The organism is Desulfovibrio desulfuricans DSM 642 (assembly GCF_000420465.1).
Classification (GTDB): domain Bacteria; phylum Desulfobacterota; class Desulfovibrionia; order Desulfovibrionales; family Desulfovibrionaceae; genus Desulfovibrio; species Desulfovibrio desulfuricans.
In genome coordinates this window covers 132,261-157,476 of record NZ_ATUZ01000016.1, presented here as the reverse complement: position 1 = coordinate 157,476, position 25,216 = coordinate 132,261, and the positions used below count along the sequence as shown (strand labels likewise).

The following is a 25,216-nucleotide window of genomic DNA, read 5'->3' as shown; positions in this document are numbered from 1 at the left end:
TGCAGACCACCGCCGGTTCTGATGAACCGGGACAGATATTGCCTGAGCTTTCCCAAAAAACAGCCAGCAGCAAAGTTCTCCTTCAGGGCATGCCTGAAAGAGATTTGCCGTAGGCTCTGCGCTGCCGCAAAGATAAGCCTAATAAACTAGCCCAGGTGCTCTTTGATAAGAGCGCGAACAGTGTTGGTGGGCTCAGCGCCACGACCCAGCCATTCCTTGATCTTGCCAGCGTCAAGCTTCACTTCAGCCGGATTGACCATGGGATTGTAGTAGCCCAGAAATTCCAGCGGACGGCCATCACGACGGGTTTCGTCATTCGCGGCCACCACACGGTAGAAGGGGTGCTTTTTGCTGCCGAGGCGGGTCAATTTCAACTTTACTGCCATGAGTCCAACTCCCTTTTGATTGATGTTATGTTAGCGTTGCGCCCGGGAAAGGGCAAGGGCGGGAAGCCCTGGCGCAAAGAGATTCATCGCCGCGCGTGGCGGCGCTCCTTGCCCCGTAAATATTGTTACTTTTTCTTGCGCTTGGGGCGCTCTTTTTTCTTGCGCTTTTTGGGCGCAGCCTTGGTTGCGCCAGCGCGAGCGCCGGGCATACCTTCCATGCCGGGCATTCCAGGCATTCCACCCATCCCCGGCATGCCGGGCATTCCGCCCATGCCGCCAAGATTGGGCATACCGCCAAGCCCCTTGGGCAGGTTCATGCCAGGGGGCATACCACGCATGCGCGGCATTGCGGGCATTTTGGCGCCCTTGCCGCCCATCATGCCCTTCATCATCTGGCGCATCTGCTCAAACTGGCGCACAAGCTGGTTAACCTGGGCAACAGCAACACCTGCGCCCTTTGCTATGCGCGCCCTGCGGCTGCCGTTGAGGATGTCGGGATTGCGGCGTTCAGCCATGGTCATGGAACTGATGATAGCCTCAGTGCGCGCCATTTCCTTTTCAGGCATGGCCCCGCTGGCCTCGGCCAGCTTGTCGCGCAGGCCGCCCATGCCGGGGATCATTTTAAGGATGCTGTCGAGCGAGCCGAGTTTTTTGATACGGCGCATCTGAGTGCGGAAATCTTCAAGATCAAAGCTGGCCTTCTTCATCTTGAGGGCCAGTTCTTCGGCTTCTTCGGCGTTAATGGTGCTCTGCGCCTTTTCAACAAGGGTGAGCACGTCGCCCATGCCGAGGATGCGGCCAGCGATACGGTCGGGGTGGAAGACTTCCATCTCCGACAGTTTTTCGCCCATGCCCACAAACTTGACAGGCGCGCCCGTAACCGAGCGGATGGAGAGAGCAGCGCCGCCGCGCGCATCGCCGTCCATCTTGGTGAGCACCACGCCGGTTATGCCAAGGCGCTCGTTAAAGCTTTCGGCCACAGTCACGGCGTCCTGACCGGTCATGGCGTCGGCAACAAACAGAATTTCCTGCGGCTGCACGGCCTGCTTGATGGCGGCCAGCTCCTGCATGAGCGGCTCGTCCACGTGCAGGCGGCCCGCGGTGTCGATCAGCAGCACGGTGGCCTGCTCTTCGCGGGCTTTTTCAAGCGCGGCCTTGGCAATGTCCACGGGGTTCATGTCCACCGTGGAGGGGAAGCAAGGCATGTCGAGCTGCTTGGCCAGCACGGTCAGCTGATCAATAGCCGCCGGGCGGTACACGTCAGCAGGCACCAGATAGGGGCGCAGCTTCTGCTTGCGCAGAATATTGGCGATCTTGCCCGCAGAAGTCGTTTTACCAGAGCCCTGCAAGCCCACAAGCATGATGACCGCAGGTTCGCGCCCTTGCAGATTCAGCCCGGCGGTTTCGCCGCCAAGCAGCTGCACAAGTTCATCGTTAACAATCTTGATGACTTGCTGGGCAGGGCTCACACCCTTGAGCACCTCTTGCCCCAGGCACTTTTCGCGCACGCTTTCCACAAAGTCTTTAACGACCTTGAAGTTGACGTCCGCCTCAAGCAGGGCAAGGCGCACCTCGCGCAGGCCAGCCTGCACATTTTCTTCGGTAAGCTGCCCGCGCCCGCTGAATGTGCGGAATACGCCTGAAAGTCTGTCGGAAAGGCTCTCGAACATGAAGTCCCCATTGCACCGCAGCCTCTGCGGCGAAAAAATCGGCGCTCTCGCACCCGCCCTGCGGCAGCCGCTGTTCACACAGTGCAGCCGCGCATTGGTCGAAGTGCTGATTCATAGGCTGTTTGATGCACCACGTCAAGCCTTAGGCGCAGAATGCCCGCGCAAAGCCCGGCTTTTCAGAAGGCCGCCTGCTGAACCGCACCATACAACACACGGCGGGCCTCTTGCAAATTTTCGCTAAAAGCTGTACGTCGCCAGCACCACATTGAACTACAGCAGCGCACCACACCCTGCCGCAATTCAATGCCATCAGCCGCGCCACACTGTGGCATATTGCGGCATACCCAAGCGGATTGACACAAAAACCAGTAGCCCAAGGGCGCAATACCGCCCTTACATGCCTCTGATTTCTGGTCGCGCTGACTTTACCTTCACCCAGCGGCGCAAACACGATTGCCTGCTGACGCGCCCCGCCATGCGGGCCTTGCACAGTCAGCACAAGCACCGCCCGGACGTAAAGCACGCCTTCATGCTTTAGCGCTGAAACCGCCACCGGCAGGAATATCCCGCGCACCCGCTACCCCTTGAAACACAAGGGCTGGCGAGCGCTGCCATCATTGACATATGGGGCACAAGGGGATAGTCTTTTGGATTATAATTTGCATAATTATCACAGCCAATTACGAGGACGTCATGTTCACCAATCGCGGTAAGGCGCTGACCTTCGACGACATTTTGCTAGTCCCCGGCTTTTCGGACATCACCCCCGACGCCGTTGACATCTCCACCTGGCTCACCCCCGAAATTCCCCTGCGCATCCCCCTGCTCTCCGCCGCCATGGACACCGTGACTGAAGCGGCCATGGCCATTTCCATGGCCCGCATGGGCGGCATCGGCATCATCCATAAGAACATGCCTGTTGCGCGGCAGCGTCTTGAGGTGGAAAAGGTCAAGAAGAGCGAAAGCGGCATGATCCTTGACCCTGTGACCATTTCGCCCAACAACACAGTGCAGGAAGCCCTGGACCTCATGTCCGACTTCCGCGTGTCGGGCTTGCCCGTGGTTGAGAATGGCCGTCTGGTGGGCATTCTTACCAACCGCGACGTGCGCTTTGTACAGGACGGCGCGGCAGTGCGCGTTTCTGAAGTGATGACCAGCACCAACCTCGTGACGGTGCCCATGGGCACCTCGCTTGAAGAATCCAAGCGCCACCTGCACGAACACCGCATCGAAAAGCTCCTGGTGGTGGATGAGGAAGGCCTCTTGCGCGGCCTCATCACCATGAAGGACATCGACAAAGTCCAGAAGTACCCCAACGCCTGCAAAGACTCCAACGGCCGCTTGCGCGTGGGTGCCGCCATCGGCATCGGGCGCGACTGCGAATCACGTTCCGAGCAGCTGATCGAGGCTGGCGCGGACGTGCTGGTGCTCGATTCTGCCCACGGGCATTCGGTCAACGTGCTCAACGCCATCCGCATGGTCAAGGGCGCGTTCCCCAACTGCCAGCTCGTGGCAGGCAACGTTGCCACCTACGAAGGCGCCAAGGCCATTCTTGAGGCAGGCGCTGATTCCGTCAAAATCGGTATCGGACCCGGCTCCATCTGCACCACCCGCATTGTGGCTGGCGTGGGCGTGCCGCAGGTTACCGCCATTATGGACGGCAGCCGCGCCGCGCGCGAGATGGACCGCTGCTGCATTGCCGACGGCGGCATCAAGTTCTCCGGCGATATCGTCAAGGCCCTTGTGGTTGGCGCGCACTCGGTGATGATCGGCTCCCTCTTTGCCGGCACCGAGGAAAGCCCCGGCGAAACCATTCTGTATCAGGGCCGTACCTACAAGATTTATCGCGGCATGGGTTCCATTGACGCCATGAAGGATGGCAGCTCTGACCGCTACTTCCAGGAAAAAAGCAAGAAGCTCGTGCCTGAAGGCATTGTTGGCCGCGTGCCTTATCGCGGCCCGGTCATGGAAGCCGTGTACCAGCTCATGGGCGGCCTGCGCTCCGGCATGGGCTATGTGGGCGCGCACAACCTGAACGACCTTTTTGAAAACACCACCTTCTGTGAAATTTCACCTGCGGGCCTGCGCGAAAGCCATGTCCACGATGTTGTTATCACGAAGGAAGCGCCGAACTACCGCATCGAGAACTAGGCAAAACCGCTGCCAGCGGTCTTTTGCCCTCCGGCGGTATCAGATTTCGCCTGCTTTTCCGGCAACGTGCCGCTAAAGCACCAACCGGAAAAGCAGGCGCGTCTTGTTTGGCGGAGGACAAAAAATCCTGCGGCAACACATGCGGCAAACGCAGCGGCCCACAAAGCCGCACATTGCCCGCAGGCCCCGGCATCACTACCATCGGGCAAAAGATCAGAAAAAGATCAGGAGCAAGATCAACCGGGCGCGCAGTAGCGGCGCACAGCAACAGGCCACGGCCAGCACCAGGCGAGGACACATATGCCCAGCAAAGTCATAATTATTGACTACGGCTCACAGGTTACCCAGCTCATCGCGCGCCGCGTGCGCGAAGCCGGGGTTTACTCCGAAATACATTCCTGCATCACCACCGCCGCCCAGGTGGCGGCAATGAAGCCTTCCGCCATCATCCTTTCCGGTGGCCCGGCCAGCGTTGGCGAAGCCGATGCTCCGGTTCTTGACCCCGCTTTTCTTGAGCTTGGCGTGCCGGTGCTCGGCATCTGCTACGGCATGCAGCTGCTGGCCCAGAACCTTGGCGGCCAGCTTGCCCAGTCGCTCACGCGCGAATACGGCCCCTCCGACCTCACCCTCACCGCGCCCTGCGCCCTGTGGGAAGGCATTGAATCCACCAGCCGCGTATGGATGAGCCACGGCGACAAGGTGCTTGCGCCGCCGCCAGGCTTTACCGTGACGGGCCGCACGCCGACTCTGGATGTGGCCGCCATGGCTGACGAAGCCCGCAAAATCTACGCCGTGCAGTTCCACCCCGAAGTGCACCACAGCGTGGACGGCGAGCGCATGCTGCGCAACTTCCTGTTCAAGGTTGCGGGCATCAAGCCCGACTGGACCATGTCTTCGTTTGTGGAGCGCGTGGTTGCCGAAATGGCCGAGCAGGTGGGCGACCGCCACGTGGTCTGCGCCCTTTCTGGCGGCATAGATTCCACAGTGGTGGCCGTGCTGCTCAACAGGGCCATCGGCAAGCGCCTGCACTGCATCTTCGTGGATAACGGCCTGCTGCGCCTTGGCGAAGGCGACGAAGTGGTCAGCTACCTGCGCGAACACTTTGACCTCAACCTCGACTTTGTGCAGGCTCAGGAACGTTTTCTTTCCAAGCTTGCAGGCGTGGATGATCCCGAAAAGAAGCGCAAGATCATCGGGCACACCTTTATTGAAATTTTCGACGAAGAATCCAAAAAGCTGCCCCAGGTGGACTTTCTGGCGCAGGGCACCCTGTACCCTGACGTTATCGAATCCATCTCGCACAAAGGTCCCAGCGCCGTTATCAAGAGCCACCACAACGTGGGCGGTCTGCCCGATACCATGAAGCTCAAGCTCATCGAGCCCCTGCGCGAACTCTTCAAGGACGAAGTGCGCAAGGTTGCCGCAGAGCTTGGCATGCCCGACTCCATCGTGTGGCGGCATCCCTTCCCCGGCCCCGGCCTCGCCATCCGCGTGCTTGGCGAAATCACCGAAGAACGCCTCCAGATTCTGCGCCTGGCCGACAAGATCGTACAGCAGGAACTGCGCGAATCCGGCTGGTACCGCAAGGTATGGCAGGGCTTTGCCGTGCTGCTGCCGCTCAAGACCGTTGGCGTCATGGGCGATGGCCGCACCTACGAACATGTTATCGCCCTGCGCGTGGTCGACAGCGTGGACGCCATGACAGCTGACTGGGCGCGCCTGCCTGCGGAACTGATCGAGCGCATGTCGAGCCGCATCATCAACGAGGTCAAGGGCGTCAACCGCGTGGTGTACGACGTTTCTTCCAAGCCGCCGAGCACAATTGAGTGGGAATAAGGGGGCAGCATGTTCGGGATAGGAAGCACTGAACTTCTGGTCATCCTTGTGGTGGCCCTCATTGTACTTGGCCCCAAAAGCCTTGCCAACGTGTCGCGCACACTGGGCAAGGCCATGGGGGAGTTCCGCCGCGTTTCCACAGATTTTCAGCGCACGCTGAATGCTGAGGCAGAGGAAGAGGAACAGCGTAAGCGCAAGCAGGAAGCCGCCAGAGCGGCAAAGGAAGCTGCTGCTGCCGCCAAGGAAGCCCACGCCGCCGAAATGGCTACCGCTGCCGCAGCGGCAACCGAGGCCCAGCCTGCTGCAACGACAACAGCACAGGCTGACAATATTCCTGCCTCAGAGGTGGTTATTGACGCCACGGCTACCCGGCCTGTCGCCGATGCGGGGCAGAACACAGCCACTCCAACAAACGAAACGGCTCAGCCCGAGGCCCCAAAGCCCACGGTTGCGGACGCTCCGGTTGTCGAAGCAGCCCACACCGCAGAGGCCAAGGCCGAAGCCCAGCCTGTCGCGGGCACGGCAGCATCCGCCGAAGGGGCAGCCCCCGTTGCTCCGCCTGCTGGCAGCCCTCTGGCTGAAGCCCTTGCCAAAACAAAGGCCGAGGCAGAAGCCGCGGAAGCCAAGCTGGCCTCTGCCCCCTTGGGCGCGCCCCAAGCCGCCGCTACCCCTGACAATGGCGGCAAGGCATGAGTGCGGATAAACCCTTGAGCCCCGAGGTGGCCGCATCCCCGTCTGCCCCTGAGACCGCAGGGGAACATTCCGATCTCAACAAGACAAATGAAACCGCAGCGGAGCCGTCCATCCAGGGGGCGGCCCCTGCGGATACGCCTGTAGAAGCGGCAGAAGCGTCTGCCGCGTCAACACCCGAAGCCCGTGCTCCATCGGGCGCAGAAACTGCACCCGAACTTGTGGCGGAATCTTCAGGAGAACCCGCGGCAGCAGCTGCGCCAGAAGCCACGCCGGAAACACTGGCAGGCGGGCAGCCCCCTCTGCCCCCGGTTCCTCCGGCAGGTGCCGTGCAAAGCCCTGCGGCAGAGCCTGAAAACCTGCCCATCCTGAGCGAAAGCACGCCTCCAGCCACGCCGGAAGACGAGGCGGAGAAAGAAGAGGCTGACGACAGGCCCATGGGCCTCATGGACCACCTCTCGGAGCTGCGCGGTCGCCTTGTGCGCTGCTGCCTCGCTGTCATGGTGGGCTTTATAGCCTGCTGGGCCGTGGTTGATCCCATTTTTGACGCCCTTGTGGCACCTCTGCTGAGCGTTCTGCCTGACGGCTCGCACGCCATTTACACCACCCTGCCCGAAGGCTTTTTCACCCGCATGCATATTGCCTTTGTGGCTGGCGTGTTTGTGAGCAGCCCTGCAATTTTTTATCAGGTGTGGGCTTTCATCGCTCCCGGCCTGTATGAAGAAGAAAAACGGAGCATCATACCCGTTGCCGTTATGTCGGCCTTCTTCTTTGTCAGCGGCGGAGCCTTCTGTTATTTCATAGTTTTTCCCAATGCATTTGCCTTCTTTATGAGCTACGCCACAGACACCATCGTGGCCATGCCCAAGATCAGCGATTACCTGAGTTTTGTACTCAAGCTCATTCTTGCCTTTGGCCTTGTGTTTGAAATGCCGCTGTTTGCCTTCTTTCTGGCGCGCATGGGCATTATTACCGCAGAACTCATGCGTCGTGTACGGCGTTATGCCATTCTGGCCATTTTCATCGTGGCGGCAATTCTTTCACCGCCCGATGTGGTGTCGCAGCTGCTCATGGCCGCGCCCATGCTTGTTCTTTATGAAGTGAGCATCTTTGTAGCCGCTGGCTTTGGCAAAAAGCCTGCGAAGGAAGAAGACGAATCCAAAGAAAAGTCTGAAGGCGAAGACGGCGAAACCGCCGATGCCGAGACAAAAACGGGCAAGGATGAAAATACCTCGGAGAAGCCATGAGCGACACCGCCCCCAGAACCTCCACGCAAGAGCGCAAAAGCGCCGAAACCGACATCCGGCTTGAACTGAACATTGACGGTCAGGGCATTACGGACGTGAAAACAGGTTTTGGCCTGCTCGACCATATGTTGACGCTGACAGCTTTTTGGGCTGGTATGGATCTGCGTCTGGTGTGCGAGGGCGACATGGAAGTGGACGCCCACCACACCACGGAAGACGTGGGGCTGCTGCTCGGCAAGGCGCTGCTTGAAGCCCTTGGCGACAGGGCGGGCATTGCCCGCGTGGGCTATGGGCGTGTTCCCATGGACGAAGCCCTGGCAGAAGCCACTGTTGATATCTCGGGCCGCCCCTGGCTTGAGTGGCGAGGCGGCGAATTGCTGCCCCCGGTTCTGGCCGGGGAAGAAAAAGACCTCTGGCGGGAATTTTACAAGGCATTTGCAAGCAGTGCGCGCTGCAATCTGCATGTGGAGTTCCGCTATGGCCAGAACGGTCATCATCTGCTGGAATCGGCGGCCAAGGGCCTGGGGCTTGCCCTGGCCCAGGCAGTGCGCCGGAACGGCACAACCATCAGAAGCACAAAGGGAGGTCTTGATTGATGCAATCCCGACTTCGTATGCTGTTGCTGCCCGCGCTTTGCCTCATGCTGATCGCCTGCGCCTGCAGTCGCCGTCCCACAAGCACGGCGGACGTTCCCCGCGTTATTTCGCCTTCGTATGTCATATCGGTTGCGCCCTTTACCCAGCCGATCAACGCAAGCCAGCTTATTACCGGGCGTATCCCTGATAATCAGGGCCGCATTGCTGATGAGCAGCTGCCCTCGCTTGACCGCCGGTTCCACAATGTGCTTACCGCCGATTCCAAGCGTCAGTTCAAATTTATCAATGCCATTGATCTGCCCAGGGATCTTACGCGCTTCCATAGTTCCGAACAGCCGCAGGCGCTGCCGCTCTGGATTGCCTATGGCAAAAAGCAGGGCGCGCAACTGCTGCTGGTGCCGCAGATTCTTGACTGGCACGAACGCCAGGGCTCCACTGCCGGTGTTACCGAGCCCGCCCATGTGCGCGTGGAATTTTTCCTCATCAACGTTGCCAATGGCTCCATCATGTCGCGCTCTGTCTTTGAAGAAAAGCAGGAAGGCCTTGCGGACAATCTGATGAACGTCGGCACGTTCTTCAAGCGGCGCGGCCAGTGGGTCACGGCCGAAGAACTGACCGGAGACGGCATGCGCAAAGTAGTAAAGGATATGGGTTTATGATTCTGTTTCCCGCCGTGGACATTCAGGACGGCAAGGCCGTGCGCCTCAAGCAGGGCCGCGCTCATGAAAGCACCGTCTTTGCCGAAGACCCCACAGATGCCGCCAAAGCCTGGGAAGCGCACGGCGCTCACTGGCTGCACGTGGTTGATCTGGATGGAGCCTTTGACGGCGCGGCCAAAAGCCGCGAGATCGTGCGCCGCATCTGCACCGCGCTGTCCATTCCAGTGCAGCTTGGCGGCGGTATCCGCGACATGGCGACAGCGCAGGCCTACTTTGATGCGGGTGTTTCACGCCTGATTATCGGCACCCTGGCTCTGGAACAGCCCGAGCTTTTTGCCGAGATGTGCCGCGCCTTTCCTGGCCGCATTGGCGTTTCGCTGGATGCGGAAGGCGGCAAGCTCAAGACACGTGGATGGGTTGCCGACACCGGCCTGACCGTTGATGGGGCGCTGCCCCGCCTGCTGGCCGATGGCGCTGCATTCATCATCTATACCGATATCGAACGCGACGGCATGCAGTGCGGCGTTAACGTGGCTGCTCTGGAGCATCTTTCGCGCCTTTCCACGGTGCCTGTCATTGCGGCGGGCGGCGTTGCAACGCTGGCAGATGTGCAGAAGCTCTACCCCCTCACCCGCACTACCAGCCTTGTGGGCGCGGTGAGCGGCAGGGCGCTGTACGAGGGCACCCTCAACCTTGAGGAAGCCAACGCCTGGATCGCCGCTCAATAGTCGGCATGCCATTGCAGATTCAAGGCGGGCCGCATGGCCCGCCTTTTTTTATGCTGAACTTTCGCTCGCTTACGCCTTCAAGGCGCAATCATAGGGCGGCTTGAATGATCCTGCATCAGTGAGTATCGGGAATAGCCAGCACATACTGCAACCTTGACTCCCCCATCTCACGGCCTTATGATCTATGCATGTTATGCTTCAACTCTGCTTTTATGCCTCTTTTACGCCCATGCGTTTCAGGCTTTCCTGAAGAACGCTACTGGCGTTCCCTGCTCTAGCATCTCTCGCTACTTCCTCTGGTCATAGCCATTGTTGTCCTTCAATGCTGAAGGATTGTCTTTCTATTTTCCGCGAGAGATTTTTATGCTTAGATCAAAACCGTACCATTGGTGCTGCCTTGTTGCCTCCGTATTTCTGGAGGTGGGCGGAACACTTGTCATGAAGCTGGCGCAGGGCTGGGCTTTTCCCCACGCACAGATTTTGGGGCTGGTTGTCATGTGGCTGGCCATCGCCATGTCCTACTTTTTTTTGTCCAAGGCCGTTACGGGCATTCCCGTCGGCGTGACCTTTGCCTTCTGGGAAGGGCTGGGCCTGACCTGCATCACTCTGGGCAGCGTGCTTTTTCTGAACGAAGCCCTGACCTTGCGCCGCGCGTTGGGTCTGGCCTGCGTGCTTTCTGGCGCTTTGCTGGTCAATTACGGAACCGGGCACGGAACACCCAAGCCCAGTCGCGAGGAATCCCCCACGGCCAGCGGCAAGGCTGTAGCCCGCAAGCCGCGCGCAGAAGGGCCTGCCCTGAATAACGGCCTTGCTGCAGGAGGGAACAGATGATGGATATTTCAAGCCTGTTCCAGAACGCCGCCCTGCCGCTGGTTTTGCTGGCCGCCGCGCTGGACGTGACCGTCAACATGCTGCTTGTGCGCTCCGACAGCTTCCGCCGCCGCGCCGTGGGCCTGCTGGCCCTTGCGCTGGTGGGGCTGGCTTTCTATTGCCTTTCACTGGCAGTTCATCATATGGATTTGGCCGTGGCTTACGCCATGTGGGGCGGTTTTGGCGTGCTTGGCACATCCGTGGGCGGATGGCTGTTGCTGCGCCAAAAGCTCTACCCCTGCGCATTTGCAGGTATTGCCCTGCTTGTCTGCGGCATGGTGCTGCTGCACACAAGCTGATTTAGGGCCGGATAGCTGCTTTCAGGAGAACGTATGAGCAAAGGTTTTTGGGACTACCTGTCGCACTGGCAGAAGATCTTTCCCCGCCGCCGCGCCGTCAACTGGCGTGAAGGCTGGCTGCAAAACGGCTATTGCCGCGATTGCCGCTATTGCTGCGGCCCGCAGGATTCCAACGAGCTTTTTCCCATGGGCCTGCTGCCCGAGCAGTTGCGCCCCGGTCTTGCCAACGACTTTTATCTGCTCAACAAGGATACGGCCTTTATGGACGGGCGGGGTTGCCGCTCGTGCACAAATCAGGGTTGCCGCCTGCCCCGGCCAGAACGGCCTGTGGCCTGCGGGCTTTTTCCTTTTGTGCTGAACGCGGGAGAGATGTACCTTTATCAGATTTGCCCGGCTTCGCTCTTTACGCCGCAGGCGCGCATGGCGGAACTGGGACGCGAAGCGGCGGACTGGCTGGCAAAATTCAGCCAGCACGAGCAGGAGCATATCGCCCTGAATCTGCCCGCAGAGGTGCTCACAGACCGTTACATCAAGCTGCACATCCGCGTGTACAATCCCACGGCCTGGATCTGAGGCAAGGAGGAGTGCTGCCAGCGCGTACTGGTTGCGGCTAGCAGACTACCATTCCGGCACAAAGGCGCGGCACCCGTAGTATTGGGGTATGCGCAGCACATCCTTGAGCGGCAGGGCAAGGTAGTGGGCCAGCAGGCTGCCCAGAATACCCGCATGCGAAACCATGAGCAGGGTTGCACCGGGGTAAAACCTCCTCCAGCGCGCCACAGCCGCCAGAGCGCGGCGCTGGGCCTGCATGAAGCTTTCGCCATGCGGGGGGCAAAAGTGCGCCATATCCTGCCCGCGCGCGGCATGCGCTCCGGGCCATGCGAGCTCAATTTCCGCCTTGGTCATTCCCTGCCAGAGGCCAAGGTCAATCTCGCGCAGACCGGGCTCCACATGCAGGGGAGGCCGCCCCGGCAATGCCTCCATCAGGATGGCGGCAGTCTCCCGGCAGCGGTCAAGATCCGAGCAGATGACCGCGCCAAGCGCGCCCTGCACCGCTGGCATGAACTGCCGCGCCAAAAGGCGTATCTGCTCCCTGCCCGCAGGGCTTAAGGGGATATCCCGCGCGCCGACCATGCGCCGCTCCGGATTGGGCGGCAACATGCCGTGCCGCACCAGCCAGATGCCGCTCATGCAACCTCACGCCGGGCAGCATTGCTGCGCGCTGCATTGCAATTACGCACAAGGGCGCGTTCCGCCACCAGGGCGGGTTCTTTGCCTATTTCGCGGGCAATGCGCTCTTCCAGCGCCTTGACGCGACCAAGCCGCCCATGGATGGCCTCGCAGGCCGGGGCATCCTGGGCGTAAGCCTCCATTTTGAGGCCAAAACGCCGCTGCACGGGCACAAAGTTGCCGCCGTAGCAATATTTGTCCGCCAGATAGACCAATTCGCGCTCTGTGACCGGTTCGTCCTCCGGCAAGGACAGATCGCGGTGATCCTGCACCAGACGCGCCATTTCCGGCAGTTCCAGCCGCCGCAAAAATTCCCCAGCAGCCGCCTCATGCCTGGGCTGGCCTTTGCAGATATCGTGCAGCAACCCGCCAGCCAGCGCCAGACGGGGGTCCACCCCGGCATCATAGCCTGCGGCCTCACGCGCATGCGCCAGAGCCTCAGCCAGACAGCAGGCCACAGCCCCCACTGCCCGCGCATGGCGCAAGCCTTTTTCCGGCACATTGCACGTGTGCAGCAGGCATTCCGCCTCCACAGGCGAGAGAGTATACCGCTCACGGGCCAGCACGCGCAGGCGCGCATAGTCATCGGGGGTGTCCATATCTTCCAGAATCAGGGCGTCAGCCACAGGTACATGCCGCAGGGGTGCGCCTTCCAGCGCCCCGCGCAGCCCGTTTTGCCCCTGGTGCGCCAGAATATGCGTGGCCAAAGTCATGGGAATCAGGGGAGGATGCCCCTCCTGTCCGTCAAATGTCGGCACAAGCACCGGCATGGGCGCGGCCTTGCCGCTCACGGCCAGAGCTGCCGATTGGTTGGCCTCTTCCTGCCCTGCGGCATCAAGCAATGCCGTGATGGTCAGGGGCCGCACCAGCGGCACATCCACAGGCTGCACAAAAAACTGCCCGTCAAAACCGCCCTTCACCAGGGCCTCCACACCAGTCTGCACAGATGAAAACATGCCCCGCTGCGGGTCGGGATTCCGCACTGCGGTCAGTCCCAGCACCAGTGCCTCTGCTTCCACAACTTCGGCGTGGAAGCCGCTGATGATCACCACATTTTCCACACCAAGGGCGCGGTACAGACAGACCAGCCCCCTCAGGGCGGAGCAGCTCGCGCCTTCGGGCAACGATGGCAGGGAAAGCAGGGCCTTGGCTGCGCCCATGCGCGAGGCCATACCTGCGGCAAGAATCAGAACGGCTGGTTTCATGTGCTTTCTTCTTCGCGTTTCTGCGCTGAAAACAATCAAAGTATGGAGCAGATACAATAAGCCCCATTGCCGGGCATGGCATCAGACGCTAAACACCCCGCCCCTTGGCGGGACGCACGATGCGCGTCGGTTGCCCGTTTTTGCGCTCAATGCGTCCACGCACAGGGCCAAGCCTGCGCAAAGGGCTGCCGCAGGCGCAAGGAGCCGTGAGCAGACAGGCCACATCACCGGTTCGATATCGCACCAAGGGCATGGCCTGACGTTGGAGCGTGGTAATGACGACCTCGCCCTCCTCGCCTTGGGCCAATATTTTACGCCCTGAAATATCTACTATTTCTATCAGAACGTCCAGTTCGCGCACATGAAAGCCCTGATGCGCCCGGCATTCCACCGCGCAGCCGTAAGCGGTTTCGGTAAGGCCGTAGTGATCCAGAATCTCGCATTGCCACGCCCGGCGCAAGGCCAGACCAAGCGCATCATCCAGAGGCTCCGCGCTGGTGAGGATGCCCGCAAGCCCCTGCGGCCCCCGGTGGGGAAAGTACTTCAGTAAAAGGGCGAGTTGCGCCGGCGCGGCCACAAGGCAATGGGGCTTTGCCTGCTCCAGCCATTGGGCAAGAGCTTTGCCCGGGGGTGGCATACTGCATGGCTCTCCGCCCGCCTCCACACAAGAGCCAGCATCTGGCGCTGGGGCCGCGTGGACTTCCGGCGGTGGAGCCAGCACTTCCACACCCGCCGCGCTCAAAGCCTGCCGCAGCAGGTCGGCCACGCCGTCAGGCCGCTCCGCACCGGGCAACAGCACTGCCAACCGCTGCCCCGCGCCCACAAGCTGGCTCATACCCACGGCAAAAAAATCGCGCGTACGGGCCAAGTCCTCATCAGTAAAGGCAAGCCGTTTGGGCTGCCCCGTGGTGCCTGACGTGTGCAGCGTGACCATACGCTGCACATCCCCCTGCGAAACGCACAAAAAATCCCCCCAGTTGCGCAGGTCTTCCGCAGTGGTGAAGGGCAGGCGCTCCAGATGATCCATACTGGTTATATCCAGATCGCACTCCCGCAAATGCCTGGCATAAAACGCCCCGCACAGGGCCTGCCGCAAGGTGCTGCGCAGCAAGGCCGTTTGCGCAGCCTCCAGCTTGCCGGGCAGTTCCGCAGGGCTGTACGCGCCGCACTGACGGGCCAGCCAGAGATTAAGCGGGCAGGAGCCGAAACCTGCTCTGGAAGGATGATTTACGTCATCTGTCACTAGGCATCACCATACAGGCGCGTGCCATCGCTGGCAGTGAGGTTGTGCAGGCAGAACGGAATCATGCGCCCGTCTGGCCGCACCACATGGATGCAGCAGCCGCGCACGCGGTCAAGGTCGAGGCTCAGGGCATCCTGAAAGGCCATGGCCGAAAGCGTGAAGCGCTGCTCTGCCCCGGCCTGGGCAAGAAACCGGCTGAAGCCATCCGCACTGGCATTGTTGCCTGCGCTGTCAGCGTCAGAGCCAGAGGCTCCCCCGCAGGCACAGGCAGATTCCCCACAGCCGGTGCCGCCCTTCCAGTGCAGGGCCACAAACTGCTTGGCCTTACGCGCCCCGTCCTCAGCGGGCGGAGGCACTTCCGCGCCAGCGGACTGCGGCGCAGGTGAACAGCACGACTGCCCCGCATCGGCCAGCCATTCCAGCGAAGGTACGCCGTTCTTCTGCACCCGGCGATACACGGCACTAAAGGAACACAGCTCGTTTTCGCATCCCGGCGGGTGCAGGTGACTGAGGCTGACTATTTCCGGTGCCTGCCGGGCAAGCGCTGCCATGACTTCGGGCAGGGTCAGGCGCGGGGCTTCCTCCAGCCGCCAGGGGTAACGCCCAAAAAAGGCGGCTGGCTGCATGTGCAAACCCCGCACCGCGGGGCCAAGCTCCAGCGCCATGCGCAGCAGATCGCCCAGTTCACCATCATTGACGCCGCGCACAAGGGTCGCCACCAGCACCACGCCAAGCCCGGCCTCTGCGCAGTTGCGCACGGCACGGCGCTTGAAATCGAGGCATTCCCTACCCCGCAGGCTTGTAAAACTGCTTTCGCGCACGCCGTCCCATTGCAGGTAGATGGAATCAAGCCCGGCCTCGCGCAGCGCATGGGCATAGCCCTGCTCACGCGACAGACGCAGCCCGTTGGTATTGATCTGCACCAGCCCAAAACCGCGTTGCCGCGCAAGCGTGATGATCTGCGGCAGGTCATGGCGCATGGTCGGCTCCCCGCCGGATATCTGCACGTTGCAGGGGCCGGACGCTCCCTTGAGGGTGTCCATTTGCGCGGCAATCACGCTCAGCGGCACGTCAGCCGTCGCTCCAGAATTTTGATTCGACATAGAACCAGCAGAGGCATAGCACACAGGGCAGGCCATGTCGCACCGCATGGTCACTTCAAACAGACCGGTGCAGGTATGCTGGGCGTGAGCAGGACAAAGGCCGCAGTCAAAGGGGCAGCCCTCGCGGATTGGCGTGTGCGGATTGGCCGGGTAGGAGGGGCTTTTGGGCCGTGACCATGCTGTAAAGGGCGGCGTAGCAACCTCTCCTGGCTTGGCTTCCTGCCATACGGGGACGCTGAACGTGCCATGATCCGGGCAGGTTTTGCGCAGTACGACAGTGAGTGCATCCTTTGCCGAGCGTTCATAGGTCGCCTCTACCCGGCGCAGGCATACGGGGCAGAGGCTCTGGGTGCGGCGCAGGGTCATGCCTTTTCCGTCAGATCCAGCTCGTAACTCTGAACCAGTTCCATAATTTTTCCCCAGCATTCTGCCAGCAAGTCGCCGCAGGCCACAGGATTTGGCTGCTCGCCCGCAGCGCCGGAAGTCGCGCCAAGCCCAGCCGCAATCTGCCCGCAACGCTGACCGCCGTAAGCTTCCGTGCGGTCATAAAACCACGTGGCGTAATCATTGAGCAGGGGGGTGAGCATGGGATGCGGAATTTCATCTTCCGCTCCTTTACCCGCAACCAGAGCCAGGGCGCAGGCCCCGCCGGTCAAGAGACCACAGGGACCGTCCGATTGACCGATGCCGTGACACAGGCCTTGCGCGGCGCGCACAACACCGGGGTTCTGCCTGTCCTGAGCCTGCAACATGAGCAGGAGCAGCAACTGGCTGCAACAATAGCCCTGATGCACCAGGGGCAGCAATTCCATCATCATGGGATTCATAGCGTCTCCTTTCGGGCAATCCAAAGACCGTATCCGTAGGCGCGCCAAGCTTTGCCGGGGGCAGCGCCCCCGCATGCGCAGCCCTGGCTGCCGTAATTCGCCACGGGCCGGGTTGCATCATCGCCGTACCAGATCATGCGGGCGGCCAGCTCCACCAGAGCGCGGCTGTTGTCCTCAAAATGCAGCAGGCGCAAGCCAGCCGCTTCCACAAGCCCCCGCCACGCTGATTCAGGCCGCGCACCCGCGAGGCACGATGAACCCGGCGCAGCGTATTCTGCCGGAAGGGCCTGAGCCGTTTCTGTTTCCAGCGGGCTGTATTGGGGCGCACCTGACTGCAATCCGCTTGCATGCCCGGAACAGGAACAACCTGAGCGGGAAGAGCCTGTACCAGAGCAGCCACCGCTGGCGGGGCGTTCATACCCTGGCCGCAGCATGAGGTCGCTGACCACCAGCAGACCGCCGGGGCGCAGAGCGCTGCAGGCGGCGCGCAAGGTTGCAAGAGGATTGTGCAGCAGAGAAAGAACGCACTCGCACACTATGCAGTCGCAGGAGTTTGCGGCCAGCGGCGGGCGCTCAAGGTCGGCCCGCACAAGGCGGCAATCATCACTATGTGGCGCGTTGACTGAGGGGCTGGCATCGACAGAAATCCCGGCCTCAGCGTGTTTGTCCAGCCCCACGGCGCGGTAGCCCATCTGCGTAAGCAGGCGCAATGTCGCCCCTGCCCCGCTGCCAAAGTCAAGAACCAGCCCACCGGGCGCGAGCAGGCCCGCAGAGGCGCACCACGCCAGGGCGCGGCGCGTCAGTTCCACGCCGCCGGGACGCCATGCGTCACCAGCCGCGCGGCGAAAGTCGGGCCTTTCCCACAGTGCGTTCATTTATCTTCCAGCAGTGCTTCCACCTCAAGCATCTTGCCTTCGGCCAAAGATTTGGGCACCTGCGTCAGCCCGCACTTGGGGCACCGCGGCAAAAACACGTCAAAGGCGCTGTTGAGATAAAAAACCGGAACCTTCACCTGCTCAAGGGCAACGTGGCAACGCCCGCACACCCACTGGCCGCCGTCCGGCCCGTAGTTTGGCCCCATGCTCATGACTGTTCACCTCTCTGCCCGCCATTTTGCGCACCCTGCATATTGGGACGCTGCCCATCGGTGCAGCACTGGTGGCTGTTGATGACATCCGCAGCTTCCTGACCGCCGGAACCCGGCACCACCATACGGTGGCACCACGCATCGTGCAGGACAAAGGCCTCGCCCTGCGCTTCGTATTCCACCCAAAAAGTCACCTTTCTGGGCCGCCACGAACCAAGACGATGCCCGTCATCCAGATTTTCAAACCAGTGGCCGCTGGCCTCGGCCCCCACAACGGCCCCTTCCACGTCTGAGAGCAGGATATGCCGCTCTTCCAGCCGCGCCAGCACTTCCTCCGTCACCAGCACCCTGCCCTTTCCCGCCTGCTCGGGCGTGTTTGCAAGCAGGGCCTGTTGCCCGGCGGCACTGCCGTATTTCTCCAGCAGTTTGCGGCGCAAGGCAGCCCTGTTGGCGCGGCGCGCCGAAAGACCGGGGCCTTGAGCCGCGCCGGACTGCGCCTTGGCTGACACGGGCAGCAACAGATCAAGCAGATGCCAGCATTCCTTGCCGCTGGCCGCCATGCGGTCACGGCACATGATGCATGAGGCAAGGCCGGGGTGCTCAAGCTGGGCGGCCCGGTGATCGCTCATGGCGCGGGCGGTTTCCGGCTGGGCGCACCACACAAGGCCGCCGTAGCCGCAACAGGCTGTGGAAGCACCGGAAAGGCGCGGTTCTTCAATTTTTGCCCCGCATTTGCCAGCCAGGCTGCGCACAGCGGCAAGCCATGACGCATCGTGCCGAGCGGTACAGGGATCCTGAATGGAAAAAACCGAGGGCAGGGAATTACCAGCAGTGGGAGCCTCAAACGGCAAGCTGTCCAGCACCTCCCACACGGAAACAGTCTGCGCTTCCGGCAGGGCCTCGCGCAAGGCCGCAATGCAGGAAGAACAGGCCGCCATGATGCGCGGTTTGCCCAGCCCCTCCCAAGCCTTGCGCAGTTTGTCCGTATGCTCCTTGAACAGGGTGGTTCTTCCGGCCCAGCGCGCTGGGATGCCGCAGCAGGAAAGCATGATGCCCACGCCGGACTTCAAACCGTTGCCAAGTTTTTCGCGCAGCAGATCATAAAGCGCCGCCGTTTGTTCCACGCGGGCTGCAGCCAACTGACAACCGGGAAAAAACAGCCACTGTTCGCCTGCATCCAGATTCGCGCCAGCGCCCTGGGATTCTGCGGCTGGCAACAAGGGCGGCAGCACAAGGGCGCATTCCGGCCCGGAGGCGCTTTCCATATCCTCAAGCGCAAACTCGTGGGCCGTGGGGGGCATAAAGCCGCGGTCCACCATGTCTTCCCGTGCGGAAAGGCACAGTTCGGCCATGGAAAAATTCTCCGGGCACAGTTCCTCGCACTGACCGCACAGGGCGCAGCCGTTGATGAGGGCATTGGCCGTGTGCAGCCCCTTGACGATGGACGCGTTGTTATTGACCTGACGCGCGTAGAGGCGCGGGTAGCCCTTGTATTTCTGCAGGTACACGCATTCGCGCACGCAGATCATGCACTGGCATTGCAGGCAGCGCTCCGCCTCGCGCGCGGATTCCTCCGCCGAATAGAGCGACTCGCCGCAAGCAGCCTGCGCGGCAGGTTCCACACGCGGCACGGGGCTTATGCCCGTTACATCGGTGTGCAGCGGCCCCTGAGATTTGTCCCGCGCGGCTGTGAGTGAAACGCCGCTGGTCACGCGTTCCATAGTCTGCGCCGCATGCCGCCCCTGCCCGGCCTGACGCGAAGGTGAGGCGAAAGTGTGGCCTGTGGGGGTGCGGCTGCGCCAGCCAGCGCAGCAGATATTGTCGCGCCAGAGCAGGGTTTCCGCATCCACCTGCGCTTCGTCTGGTACAAGGCCGGGTGCAAGCTGCTGCACGGCATCGGCGTCCACCAGCACGGCGTCGTACTCCGCAGCCAGCTTTTCCAGCAGCGCGGCATCAAGCGTCGCCTTTGTAAAACTGACCTTCTGGCGGCCAAGGGTTTCCATGTCTTCCGCCAAAAAATTCTTGGCAATGCCCGCCGTATTGACTGCCGCCAGAGCAGGATGCGCTGCCAGCAAAAATTCGCCCGGCGCGCCCGAGTGAAAGACTGCAACAGGATAGGCCTTGCGCGACAGATCCCAGGCTGCCGTGAGCCCGGCAAGCCCGGCGCCCATCACAGCCATACGAAATTTTTTGGGTGGTAAAGGCAACAGACGGGTCTGCGTACCCACCGCAAGCATGCACGAGAGTTCAAGCCCATGCATGGCAAGGCTGCCGCCCAGATCCTGCCGCAGACAGGCGTTTTCACAGGGGTGGTCGCAAATGCGGGCAACAATGCCGGGCAGGGGCAAATGCCGCTCAAGCACCTTGCGGGCCTCGCCCTGCTTGCCTTCAGCCATGCGGGCCATGAAGGCGCGCACATCCAGATCAAAAGGACAGGCCACCCGACAACGGGGCGGGCTTTCCTGTGTACAGTGCGACTCTATTTCGTGCAGACGTTGTTGATCCATCATGGCGATTGTTCTCGCTGGCTTGGTGCAGACAGGCGCTGCGGCAAGGGCAGGCGGCGCAGATTGCCGCCGAAAATACAAACAGGGCTTTCAGAGATACCCCCGAAAGCCCCGCTGCAAAAAACATTGCACACCGTAACGGCGCGCGGTAAACCTGACGAATAAACATGGGGCTGGGATATGGGGAGAATCCCTTTTCAAGCAGGATTCTCCCCAGTGTCTCCAGATGTTTACCGCAATCTTACGCTACTTGGGCATGGCCGCCAACACCTTTTCGGGGCGGGCGGGCAAGTGGCGCACACGCGCGCCGCAAGCATTGTAGATGGCGTTGATGATGGCAGGATGCGGCGCGGTAAGGGGCATTTCGCCCACGCCGGAAGCGCCGAAGGGGCCAGCCTTGCGGGGGGTCTGCACATAGACGATTTCCATGTCGTCAGGAATCATCTTGATGGTGGGCACGCCCGCGCCAGCAAGGGTGCTGTGCTTCTTCAGGTCTTCGTAGTCTTCGGTCAGGGCAAGGCCAACGCCCTGCGCCAAGCCGCCGTAGATCTGGCCGTCAACCACCAGCTTGTTGCACAGGGTGCCGATGTCGGCCACGCACACAAGCTTTTCAACCGTGGTCTTGCCGGTCGCGACCTCAACGGCCACTTCGGCAAGGAACAGACCGTACATGTAGCAGGCAAAGGGTTCGCCCTGGCCCTTGGCGTCGCAGTCCTTGGCCGGAGCAGACCACTTGCCGTCATAGTGCACGGGGCGGCCTTCGGCCTTCATTTCCTCATAGGTGAAGAAGCCGCCACTGGGCTTGCGCATGCCTTCAATAAGCATTTCGCAGGCCACGCGGGTGGCGTTGCCCGTGACAACCTGGGAGCGCGAACCGCCAGCAGGGCCGGAATTGGGGGTCTTGCTGGTGTCGTTCATGACCAGATGGATGTTTTCGGGCTTGACATTCAGGGGGCGCAGGGCTTCGTGAGCGGTACCCAGGGTGCCGGAATCCGCGCCCTGACCGTGATCTTCCCACGAGTTGCCCACGGTTACGCTGCCATCGGGGTTCAGTTCGGCCCAGGCTTCGGAGGTGTCCGGCCCGTCAAGGCCAGCGCCGTACACGCCAAGGGCAATACCCACGCCGCGTTTGACTTCGGCGGTGGACTTGGCCTTGACGGTCTTTTTGGCTTCTTCGTAGTAGGGGCGCATTTTCTGGAACATTTCGGGCAGGCTCATGACTTCAGGCACCTGACCAGAGGGATTGGTATCGCCTTCGCGGTAGCAGTTCAGCTCGCGGATGTCGAAGGGATCCATGCCCAGCTTTTCAGCCAGTTCATCCATAAGCACTTCGGAGGGGAATTCGGATTCCGTCGAGCCGTAACCGCGGAAAGCCGCACCCCAGCAGTGGTTGGTGGCAACGGTGCGGCCCTTGCCGCGAATGTTGGCGATGCCGTAACCAGCGCCGATGTACTGCGCACCGCGCAGGGTGAGCAGATCGCCAAATTCGGAATAAGGACCGTGGTCAACGCTCCAGTCCGTTTCCATGGCAAGAATTTTGCCCTGCTTGTTGGCGGCAAAACGCACGGTCGTCCAGAAGGGCGAACGTTTGCCGGTGTAGTTCTGCTGCTGCTCGTAGTTGTAGCGCAGATGACAGGGACGGCCGGTAGCCATAACGGCCACGCCCACAAGGGCTTCCATGGTGGGGCTGAACTTGTAGCCAAAGGTGCCGCCCGTGGTGTTCTGCACCAGCACGAGATCCTTGGGGAATTCCAGGCCGAGGCCGGGGGCGATCATCAGCGCGTGCAGATGGATGGCAACGGACTTGGAGTGGAGAACCACCTGGCCCTTGTCGTTCACATAGCCATAGCCCACATCGGGTTCGATGGGCAGGTGGGGCTGGCGCTGGGTGTAGTAATCGCCTTCCGCGACAACGTTTGCCGGATCATTGAAGAAGGGAGCGGTATCCGCGCCTTTTTCCTCAATCTGGTCATAGTAGATGTTGGGGGTGCCGGGGTGGATTTCGATGGCGTCCGGGGCCATGGCCTCCGGAGCGCTCATGTATTCGGGCAGCAGCTCAAGGTCAAACTTGACCTTTTCAGCTGCGGCGCGGGCGTTGCATTCGGAGTCAGCGCAGACGATGGCAAGCGCATCGCCGTACTGGAAGATTTTGGTATCGTTAAGGATGGGACGTTCCCAGCCGTCGCCCTTGTTGGTGGGGAAGGTGATCAGGCCGGTGATGCGGTTCCTGCCCTTCACATCCTTGTGGGTCAGCACCTTGTACACGCCGGGCATTTTTTCGGCTTCAGAGGTGTCGATGCCCTTGATGTTGGCATGGGATACCTTGGCCTGGGCAATGGCGAGGTGCAGGGTGTTGGCGGGCAGGCGGTGCGCCGCGTCCGCGCCGAATTCGGCGGTGCCCGTCACCTTGGCGACGGCAGAAGGACGGGGCATGGTGGAGCCCCAGATGCGGCCATCGGCAGGCATCTTGAAGGTAACGTCGTCCAGCGTTTTATCGCCGCGCATGAGGGCGGCTGCGTCCATGACCGCGTCCACCAGGGGCTTGTAGCCCGTACAGCGGCAGACGTTGTGATTTTTCTGGAACCAGTCGCGCACGTCTTCACGGCTGGGATTGGGATTGGAATCAAGCAGGGCCTTGGCCGAAACGATGAAACCAGGGGTACAGAAACCGCACTGGGCCGCGCCGTGGTAAATCCAGGAATGCTGGAGCGGATGCAGGTTGCTGGGGGTGCCCACGCCCTCAAGCGTGGTCACGGCGGCGTTTTCCGCCACGCGGCTCATTTTGACCACGCAGGCGCGTACAACCTTGCCGTCAAGGATCACCGTGCAGGCACCGCACTGGCCCTTGCCGCAGCCAACTTTGACACTGGTGAGCTGCAACTGGTCGCGCAGCACGTCCACAAGCATATCGTCAGGGTTAGCCAGCAAGCGCCGGGGAATGCCGTTAATCACAAGGGTTTTTGTTTCCATGCGCGACTCCTTTTAATGATGAACAAAGGTATATGCCTGCGCGGTAAATCCGCGCCCGGGGTCAGATTTCCGCCTCCTATTTCCCGAACGGACAGATCGGATAGCGGCATTCTTCACACTGGGAGCAAAAGCCCCCGTGCCCCAATGCCGCCACATCGGCAGCCGTTACCTCAATGCCGGCCAGCAGGCGCGGCACAACGAGATCAAAAATACTGGCCTTGTGGTACATGACGCAGCCGGGCAGCCCCAACACGGGCACCCGGCCTGCCGCCCCCTGGGCATAGGCCAGAAGGAACATGGCGCCCGGATACACCGGCGCGCCATAGCTGACCACCTCCGCTCCGGAAGCGCGGATGGCGGTTGGCGTACGGTCGTCAGGGTCAACAGACATTCCGCCTGTTACCACAATAAAATCAGCACCTTGTTCGAGAAAATCCCTGATCGCTCCGGCAGTCATGGGCACTTCGTCGCTGGTAAGGGTCTGCCCCACCACCGTGCTGCCCAGAGCGACAAACTTTTTGCGCAGCACAGGGCCAAAGGCATCCTGAATGCGCCCGTAAAACACTTCGCTGCCTGTTGTGACCACGCCAACCCTGGCGCGGCGCAGCGGCAGAACTTCAACGACTGGCCCGTCGACGAACGATTCAAGCTGCCGCAATTTTTCATCCTCAATCATCAACGGCACCACGCGGGCTCCCGCTACCGAGCGCCCCTTGGTTACGTGCTGCATGGTGTGGATGGTTGCGACAGAAATTTCGCCAAGGCTGTTTATACGGTTGAGAACAGGCACATCCACCCGCAGCAACCCGTCACAGGCAGCCTTGAGGTCAATACGCCCTTCCTTGGGTTCCGTGCATGTCAGGTTGCCGCCGGAAACGGCAGAAATAACACGCGCGGCGGCATCATTTTCGTGAACCATGCCGGGCAGGGATTCAAAAACATAAAGATGCTCTTTGCCGACCTGCAGCAGCACCTCCACGTCTTCTTCCCGCACAACATGGCCTTTGCGAAAAACAGGCCCTTTGCTTTCACCAGGAATAATTCTGGTGATGTCGTGACACAAAATACTGCCCACGGCGTCATGCACATGGATGGTTTTCATTGCCAGTTTGGACATGACCTCTCCCGAAGCTGACTTCTAGATTGTGCATAAAATACCACCCTTACAACAAATTGCAAAATAAAATTCGTTATTTATTAATTGTGCTTTTGCTAACCATCTGGCTTTAAATGGTATCAACAGATAAATTCCTGTTTTTTGCAAAAAGCGTGACTATTATCCCCAGGGCAAATACTGAGCCAAGGTCTCAAATTCGTGCGGCATTGACAGCCGCGCGTTTCTTTGCGAGAGGGAAGGGAAAAAGCCGCTGTATTTACCAAAAAATACGGCAGCCATTAAAAGGAAATGCCATGCAAACGCGTTCAGCTCATTGGCCGATGGCTCTGCCCGGCAAAAGCCGCCTGGGCCTTTCCGGTCTGGCGGTTCTTACGGCCCTGCTGCTCGGCGGGTGCGGCTTCGGCGGGGCTCCGGCCCAGCCCGAAACGCCCCCCGGCCCTGTCACTGGCTTCATGATCGTCTCCGCAGTGGGAGAAACCGCTACTGTTGACGACCCTGATTTTGGCAAGGGGGTGCGCGTGAGCCTGGACGAACTTTTCACCTCGGCCAAAGGCGAGGACTGCAAACGCGGCACCGTACTTTCGGGCCAGCGTGAAGCGGAAGTTATTGTCATCTGCAAAGACGACAAAGGCCGCTGGATCATGGCCCCGCGAGTGTGGGGACAGGGTCTTTCGCAGTAGCAAGACCGAGACTCCGGCTTTTTTGCCAGCAGGCCCTTTGGCAAAAAACGATCAAGGGTGCATTGCCTCTGGCTAAACCGGGCAAATGTGATTATTTATGGAAGCGCACGGCGAA

23 protein-coding genes are annotated in these 25,216 nt (G+C 60.9%); 11 read left to right on the top strand and 12 right to left on the bottom strand.

What is annotated here, in order from left to right; translation table 11 throughout:
- Nucleotides 1–146: 146 nt before the first annotated feature.
- Entirely contained in the window at nt 147–386 is a 240-nt protein-coding gene (rpsP, locus tag G449_RS0111955) for a 30S ribosomal protein S16 (RefSeq protein WP_022659551.1), read from the bottom strand.
- 125 nt (nt 387–511) lie between these two features.
- Nucleotides 512–2,056 (bottom strand): signal recognition particle protein, encoded by a 1,545-nt coding sequence (ffh, locus tag G449_RS0111950; protein ID WP_022659549.1) that lies wholly within the window; start codon nt 2,054–2,056, stop codon nt 512–514.
- A gap of 693 nt (nt 2,057–2,749) precedes the next feature.
- On the opposite strand from ffh, the gene guaB reads away from it, so the two are divergent.
- The 10 genes from guaB to G449_RS0111890 all read left to right on the top strand — a co-directional run bounded on the left by guaB (nt 2,750) and on the right by G449_RS0111890 (nt 11,705).
- On the top strand, nt 2,750–4,207 hold the full coding sequence (gene guaB / locus G449_RS0111935; RefSeq protein ID WP_022659546.1) for an IMP dehydrogenase: 1,458 nt from the start codon (nt 2,750–2,752) through the stop codon (nt 4,205–4,207).
- 300 nt (nt 4,208–4,507) lie between these two features.
- Complete coding sequence (gene guaA / locus G449_RS0111930; RefSeq protein WP_022659545.1) at nt 4,508–6,043, top strand: glutamine-hydrolyzing GMP synthase; 1,536 nt, start codon at nt 4,508–4,510, stop codon at nt 6,041–6,043.
- A gap of 9 nt (nt 6,044–6,052) precedes the next feature.
- A complete protein-coding gene (gene tatB / locus G449_RS0111925) occupies nt 6,053–6,736 on the top strand; it encodes a Sec-independent protein translocase protein TatB (RefSeq protein WP_022659544.1) in 684 nt (227 codons plus the stop codon).
- A gap of 434 nt (nt 6,737–7,170) precedes the next feature.
- Entirely contained in the window at nt 7,171–7,980 is an 810-nt protein-coding gene (gene tatC, locus G449_RS18790; protein WP_051135451.1) for a twin-arginine translocase subunit TatC, read from the top strand.
- Complete coding sequence (locus G449_RS0111915) at nt 7,977–8,576, top strand: imidazoleglycerol-phosphate dehydratase (RefSeq protein WP_022659542.1); 600 nt, start codon at nt 7,977–7,979, stop codon at nt 8,574–8,576. Before tatC ends, G449_RS0111915 begins: the two co-directional genes overlap by 4 nt.
- Entirely contained in the window at nt 8,576–9,235 is a 660-nt protein-coding gene (locus G449_RS0111910; RefSeq protein WP_022659541.1) for a hypothetical protein, read from the top strand. Before G449_RS0111915 ends, G449_RS0111910 begins: the two co-directional genes overlap by 1 nt.
- Entirely contained in the window at nt 9,232–9,963 is a 732-nt protein-coding gene (hisA, locus tag G449_RS0111905; protein ID WP_022659540.1) for a 1-(5-phosphoribosyl)-5-[(5-phosphoribosylamino)methylideneamino]imidazole-4-carboxamide isomerase, read from the top strand. The genes G449_RS0111910 and hisA overlap by 4 nt, the downstream gene beginning before the upstream one ends.
- Before the next feature lie 363 nt (nt 9,964–10,326).
- Complete coding sequence (locus G449_RS17015; protein WP_022659539.1) at nt 10,327–10,794, top strand: DMT family transporter; 468 nt, start codon at nt 10,327–10,329, stop codon at nt 10,792–10,794.
- A complete protein-coding gene (locus G449_RS0111895; RefSeq protein WP_027180962.1) occupies nt 10,794–11,132 on the top strand; it encodes an SMR family transporter in 339 nt (112 codons plus the stop codon). Before G449_RS17015 ends, G449_RS0111895 begins: the two co-directional genes overlap by 1 nt.
- Nucleotides 11,133–11,165: 33 nt before the next feature.
- A complete protein-coding gene (locus tag G449_RS0111890; RefSeq protein WP_022659537.1) occupies nt 11,166–11,705 on the top strand; it encodes a hypothetical protein in 540 nt (179 codons plus the stop codon).
- Between the two features lie 45 nt (nt 11,706–11,750).
- Here the strand turns inward: G449_RS0111890 and G449_RS0111885 are convergent, their stop codons facing one another.
- The 10 genes from G449_RS0111885 to G449_RS0111840 all read right to left on the bottom strand — a co-directional run bounded on the left by G449_RS0111885 (nt 11,751) and on the right by G449_RS0111840 (nt 24,406).
- Nucleotides 11,751–12,323, bottom strand: coding sequence for a histidine phosphatase family protein (locus G449_RS0111885; protein WP_022659536.1), 573 nt, complete (start codon nt 12,321–12,323; stop codon nt 11,751–11,753).
- Complete coding sequence (locus G449_RS17010) at nt 12,320–13,567, bottom strand: DVU_1551 family NTP transferase (protein ID WP_022659535.1); 1,248 nt, start codon at nt 13,565–13,567, stop codon at nt 12,320–12,322. Before G449_RS17010 ends, G449_RS0111885 begins: the two co-directional genes overlap by 4 nt.
- Before the next feature lie 88 nt (nt 13,568–13,655).
- On the bottom strand, nt 13,656–14,810 hold the full coding sequence (locus tag G449_RS17005; protein ID WP_022659534.1) for a DVU_1553 family AMP-dependent CoA ligase: 1,155 nt from the start codon (nt 14,808–14,810) through the stop codon (nt 13,656–13,658).
- Nucleotides 14,810–16,279 (bottom strand): radical SAM (seleno)protein TrsS, encoded by a 1,470-nt coding sequence (gene trsS, locus G449_RS0111870; RefSeq protein ID WP_022659533.1) that lies wholly within the window; start codon nt 16,277–16,279, stop codon nt 14,810–14,812. Before trsS ends, G449_RS17005 begins: the two co-directional genes overlap by 1 nt.
- Nucleotides 16,276–16,740 (bottom strand): DVU_1555 family C-GCAxxG-C-C protein, encoded by a 465-nt coding sequence (locus tag G449_RS0111865; protein ID WP_022659532.1) that lies wholly within the window; start codon nt 16,738–16,740, stop codon nt 16,276–16,278. Before G449_RS0111865 ends, trsS begins: the two co-directional genes overlap by 4 nt.
- Nucleotides 16,737–17,615: a DVU_1556 family methyltransferase gene (gene trsM, locus G449_RS0111860; protein ID WP_022659531.1), complete on the bottom strand. Its 879-nt coding sequence runs from the start codon at nt 17,613–17,615 to the stop codon at nt 16,737–16,739. Before trsM ends, G449_RS0111865 begins: the two co-directional genes overlap by 4 nt.
- Nucleotides 17,612–17,827, bottom strand: a complete 216-nt coding sequence (locus G449_RS0111855) for a DVU_1557 family redox protein (protein ID WP_022659530.1) — start codon at nt 17,825–17,827, stop codon at nt 17,612–17,614. Before G449_RS0111855 ends, trsM begins: the two co-directional genes overlap by 4 nt.
- Complete coding sequence (locus G449_RS0111850) at nt 17,824–20,337, bottom strand: pyridine nucleotide-disulfide oxidoreductase/dicluster-binding protein (protein ID WP_022659529.1); 2,514 nt, start codon at nt 20,335–20,337, stop codon at nt 17,824–17,826. The genes G449_RS0111855 and G449_RS0111850 overlap by 4 nt, the downstream gene beginning before the upstream one ends.
- A gap of 243 nt (nt 20,338–20,580) precedes the next feature.
- Nucleotides 20,581–23,304, bottom strand: a complete 2,724-nt coding sequence (locus tag G449_RS0111845; protein WP_022659528.1) for a molybdopterin-dependent aldehyde oxidoreductase — start codon at nt 23,302–23,304, stop codon at nt 20,581–20,583.
- 76 nt (nt 23,305–23,380) lie between these two features.
- Complete coding sequence (locus G449_RS0111840) at nt 23,381–24,406, bottom strand: molybdopterin-binding protein (protein WP_342452330.1); 1,026 nt, start codon at nt 24,404–24,406, stop codon at nt 23,381–23,383.
- Nucleotides 24,407–24,714: 308 nt separating this feature from the next.
- Between G449_RS0111840 and G449_RS0111835 the strand changes: the two genes are divergently transcribed.
- Nucleotides 24,715–25,101: a DVU3141 family protein gene (locus G449_RS0111835; RefSeq protein WP_081640553.1), complete on the top strand. Its 387-nt coding sequence runs from the start codon at nt 24,715–24,717 to the stop codon at nt 25,099–25,101.
- The last annotated feature ends 115 nt before the right edge of the window (nt 25,102–25,216 follow it).

What these genes read in the sequence shown, in the direction of transcription:
- trsS (WP_022659533.1), bottom strand. Translation starts at nt 16,279, where the DNA reads ATGACCCTGCGCCGCACCCAGAGCCTCTGCCCCGTATGCCTGCGCCGG.
- G449_RS0111910 (WP_022659541.1), top strand. Translation starts at nt 8,576, where the DNA reads ATGCAATCCCGACTTCGTATGCTGTTGCTGCCCGCGCTTTGCCTCATG.
- tatC (WP_051135451.1), top strand. Translation starts at nt 7,171, where the DNA reads ATGGGCCTCATGGACCACCTCTCGGAGCTGCGCGGTCGCCTTGTGCGC.
- G449_RS0111855 (WP_022659530.1), bottom strand. Translation starts at nt 17,827, where the DNA reads ATGAGCATGGGGCCAAACTACGGGCCGGACGGCGGCCAGTGGGTGTGC.
- guaA (WP_022659545.1), top strand. Translation starts at nt 4,508, where the DNA reads ATGCCCAGCAAAGTCATAATTATTGACTACGGCTCACAGGTTACCCAG.
- G449_RS0111845 (WP_022659528.1), bottom strand. Translation starts at nt 23,304, where the DNA reads ATGGAAACAAAAACCCTTGTGATTAACGGCATTCCCCGGCGCTTGCTG.
- rpsP (WP_022659551.1), bottom strand. Translation starts at nt 386, where the DNA reads ATGGCAGTAAAGTTGAAATTGACCCGCCTCGGCAGCAAAAAGCACCCC.
- tatB (WP_022659544.1), top strand. Translation starts at nt 6,053, where the DNA reads ATGTTCGGGATAGGAAGCACTGAACTTCTGGTCATCCTTGTGGTGGCC.
- G449_RS0111865 (WP_022659532.1), bottom strand. Translation starts at nt 16,740, where the DNA reads ATGAATCCCATGATGATGGAATTGCTGCCCCTGGTGCATCAGGGCTAT.
- G449_RS17015 (WP_022659539.1), top strand. Translation starts at nt 10,327, where the DNA reads ATGCTTAGATCAAAACCGTACCATTGGTGCTGCCTTGTTGCCTCCGTA.
- G449_RS0111890 (WP_022659537.1), top strand. Translation starts at nt 11,166, where the DNA reads ATGAGCAAAGGTTTTTGGGACTACCTGTCGCACTGGCAGAAGATCTTT.
- G449_RS0111840 (WP_342452330.1), bottom strand. Translation starts at nt 24,406, where the DNA reads ATGAAAACCATCCATGTGCATGACGCCGTGGGCAGTATTTTGTGTCAC.
- hisA (WP_022659540.1), top strand. Translation starts at nt 9,232, where the DNA reads ATGATTCTGTTTCCCGCCGTGGACATTCAGGACGGCAAGGCCGTGCGC.
- trsM (WP_022659531.1), bottom strand. Translation starts at nt 17,615, where the DNA reads ATGAACGCACTGTGGGAAAGGCCCGACTTTCGCCGCGCGGCTGGTGAC.
- G449_RS17010 (WP_022659535.1), bottom strand. Translation starts at nt 13,567, where the DNA reads ATGAAACCAGCCGTTCTGATTCTTGCCGCAGGTATGGCCTCGCGCATG.
- G449_RS0111885 (WP_022659536.1), bottom strand. Translation starts at nt 12,323, where the DNA reads ATGAGCGGCATCTGGCTGGTGCGGCACGGCATGTTGCCGCCCAATCCG.
- ffh (WP_022659549.1), bottom strand. Translation starts at nt 2,056, where the DNA reads ATGTTCGAGAGCCTTTCCGACAGACTTTCAGGCGTATTCCGCACATTC.
- G449_RS0111895 (WP_027180962.1), top strand. Translation starts at nt 10,794, where the DNA reads ATGGATATTTCAAGCCTGTTCCAGAACGCCGCCCTGCCGCTGGTTTTG.
- guaB (WP_022659546.1), top strand. Translation starts at nt 2,750, where the DNA reads ATGTTCACCAATCGCGGTAAGGCGCTGACCTTCGACGACATTTTGCTA.
- G449_RS0111835 (WP_081640553.1), top strand. Translation starts at nt 24,715, where the DNA reads ATGCAAACGCGTTCAGCTCATTGGCCGATGGCTCTGCCCGGCAAAAGC.
- G449_RS0111850 (WP_022659529.1), bottom strand. Translation starts at nt 20,337, where the DNA reads ATGATGGATCAACAACGTCTGCACGAAATAGAGTCGCACTGTACACAG.
- G449_RS0111915 (WP_022659542.1), top strand. Translation starts at nt 7,977, where the DNA reads ATGAGCGACACCGCCCCCAGAACCTCCACGCAAGAGCGCAAAAGCGCC.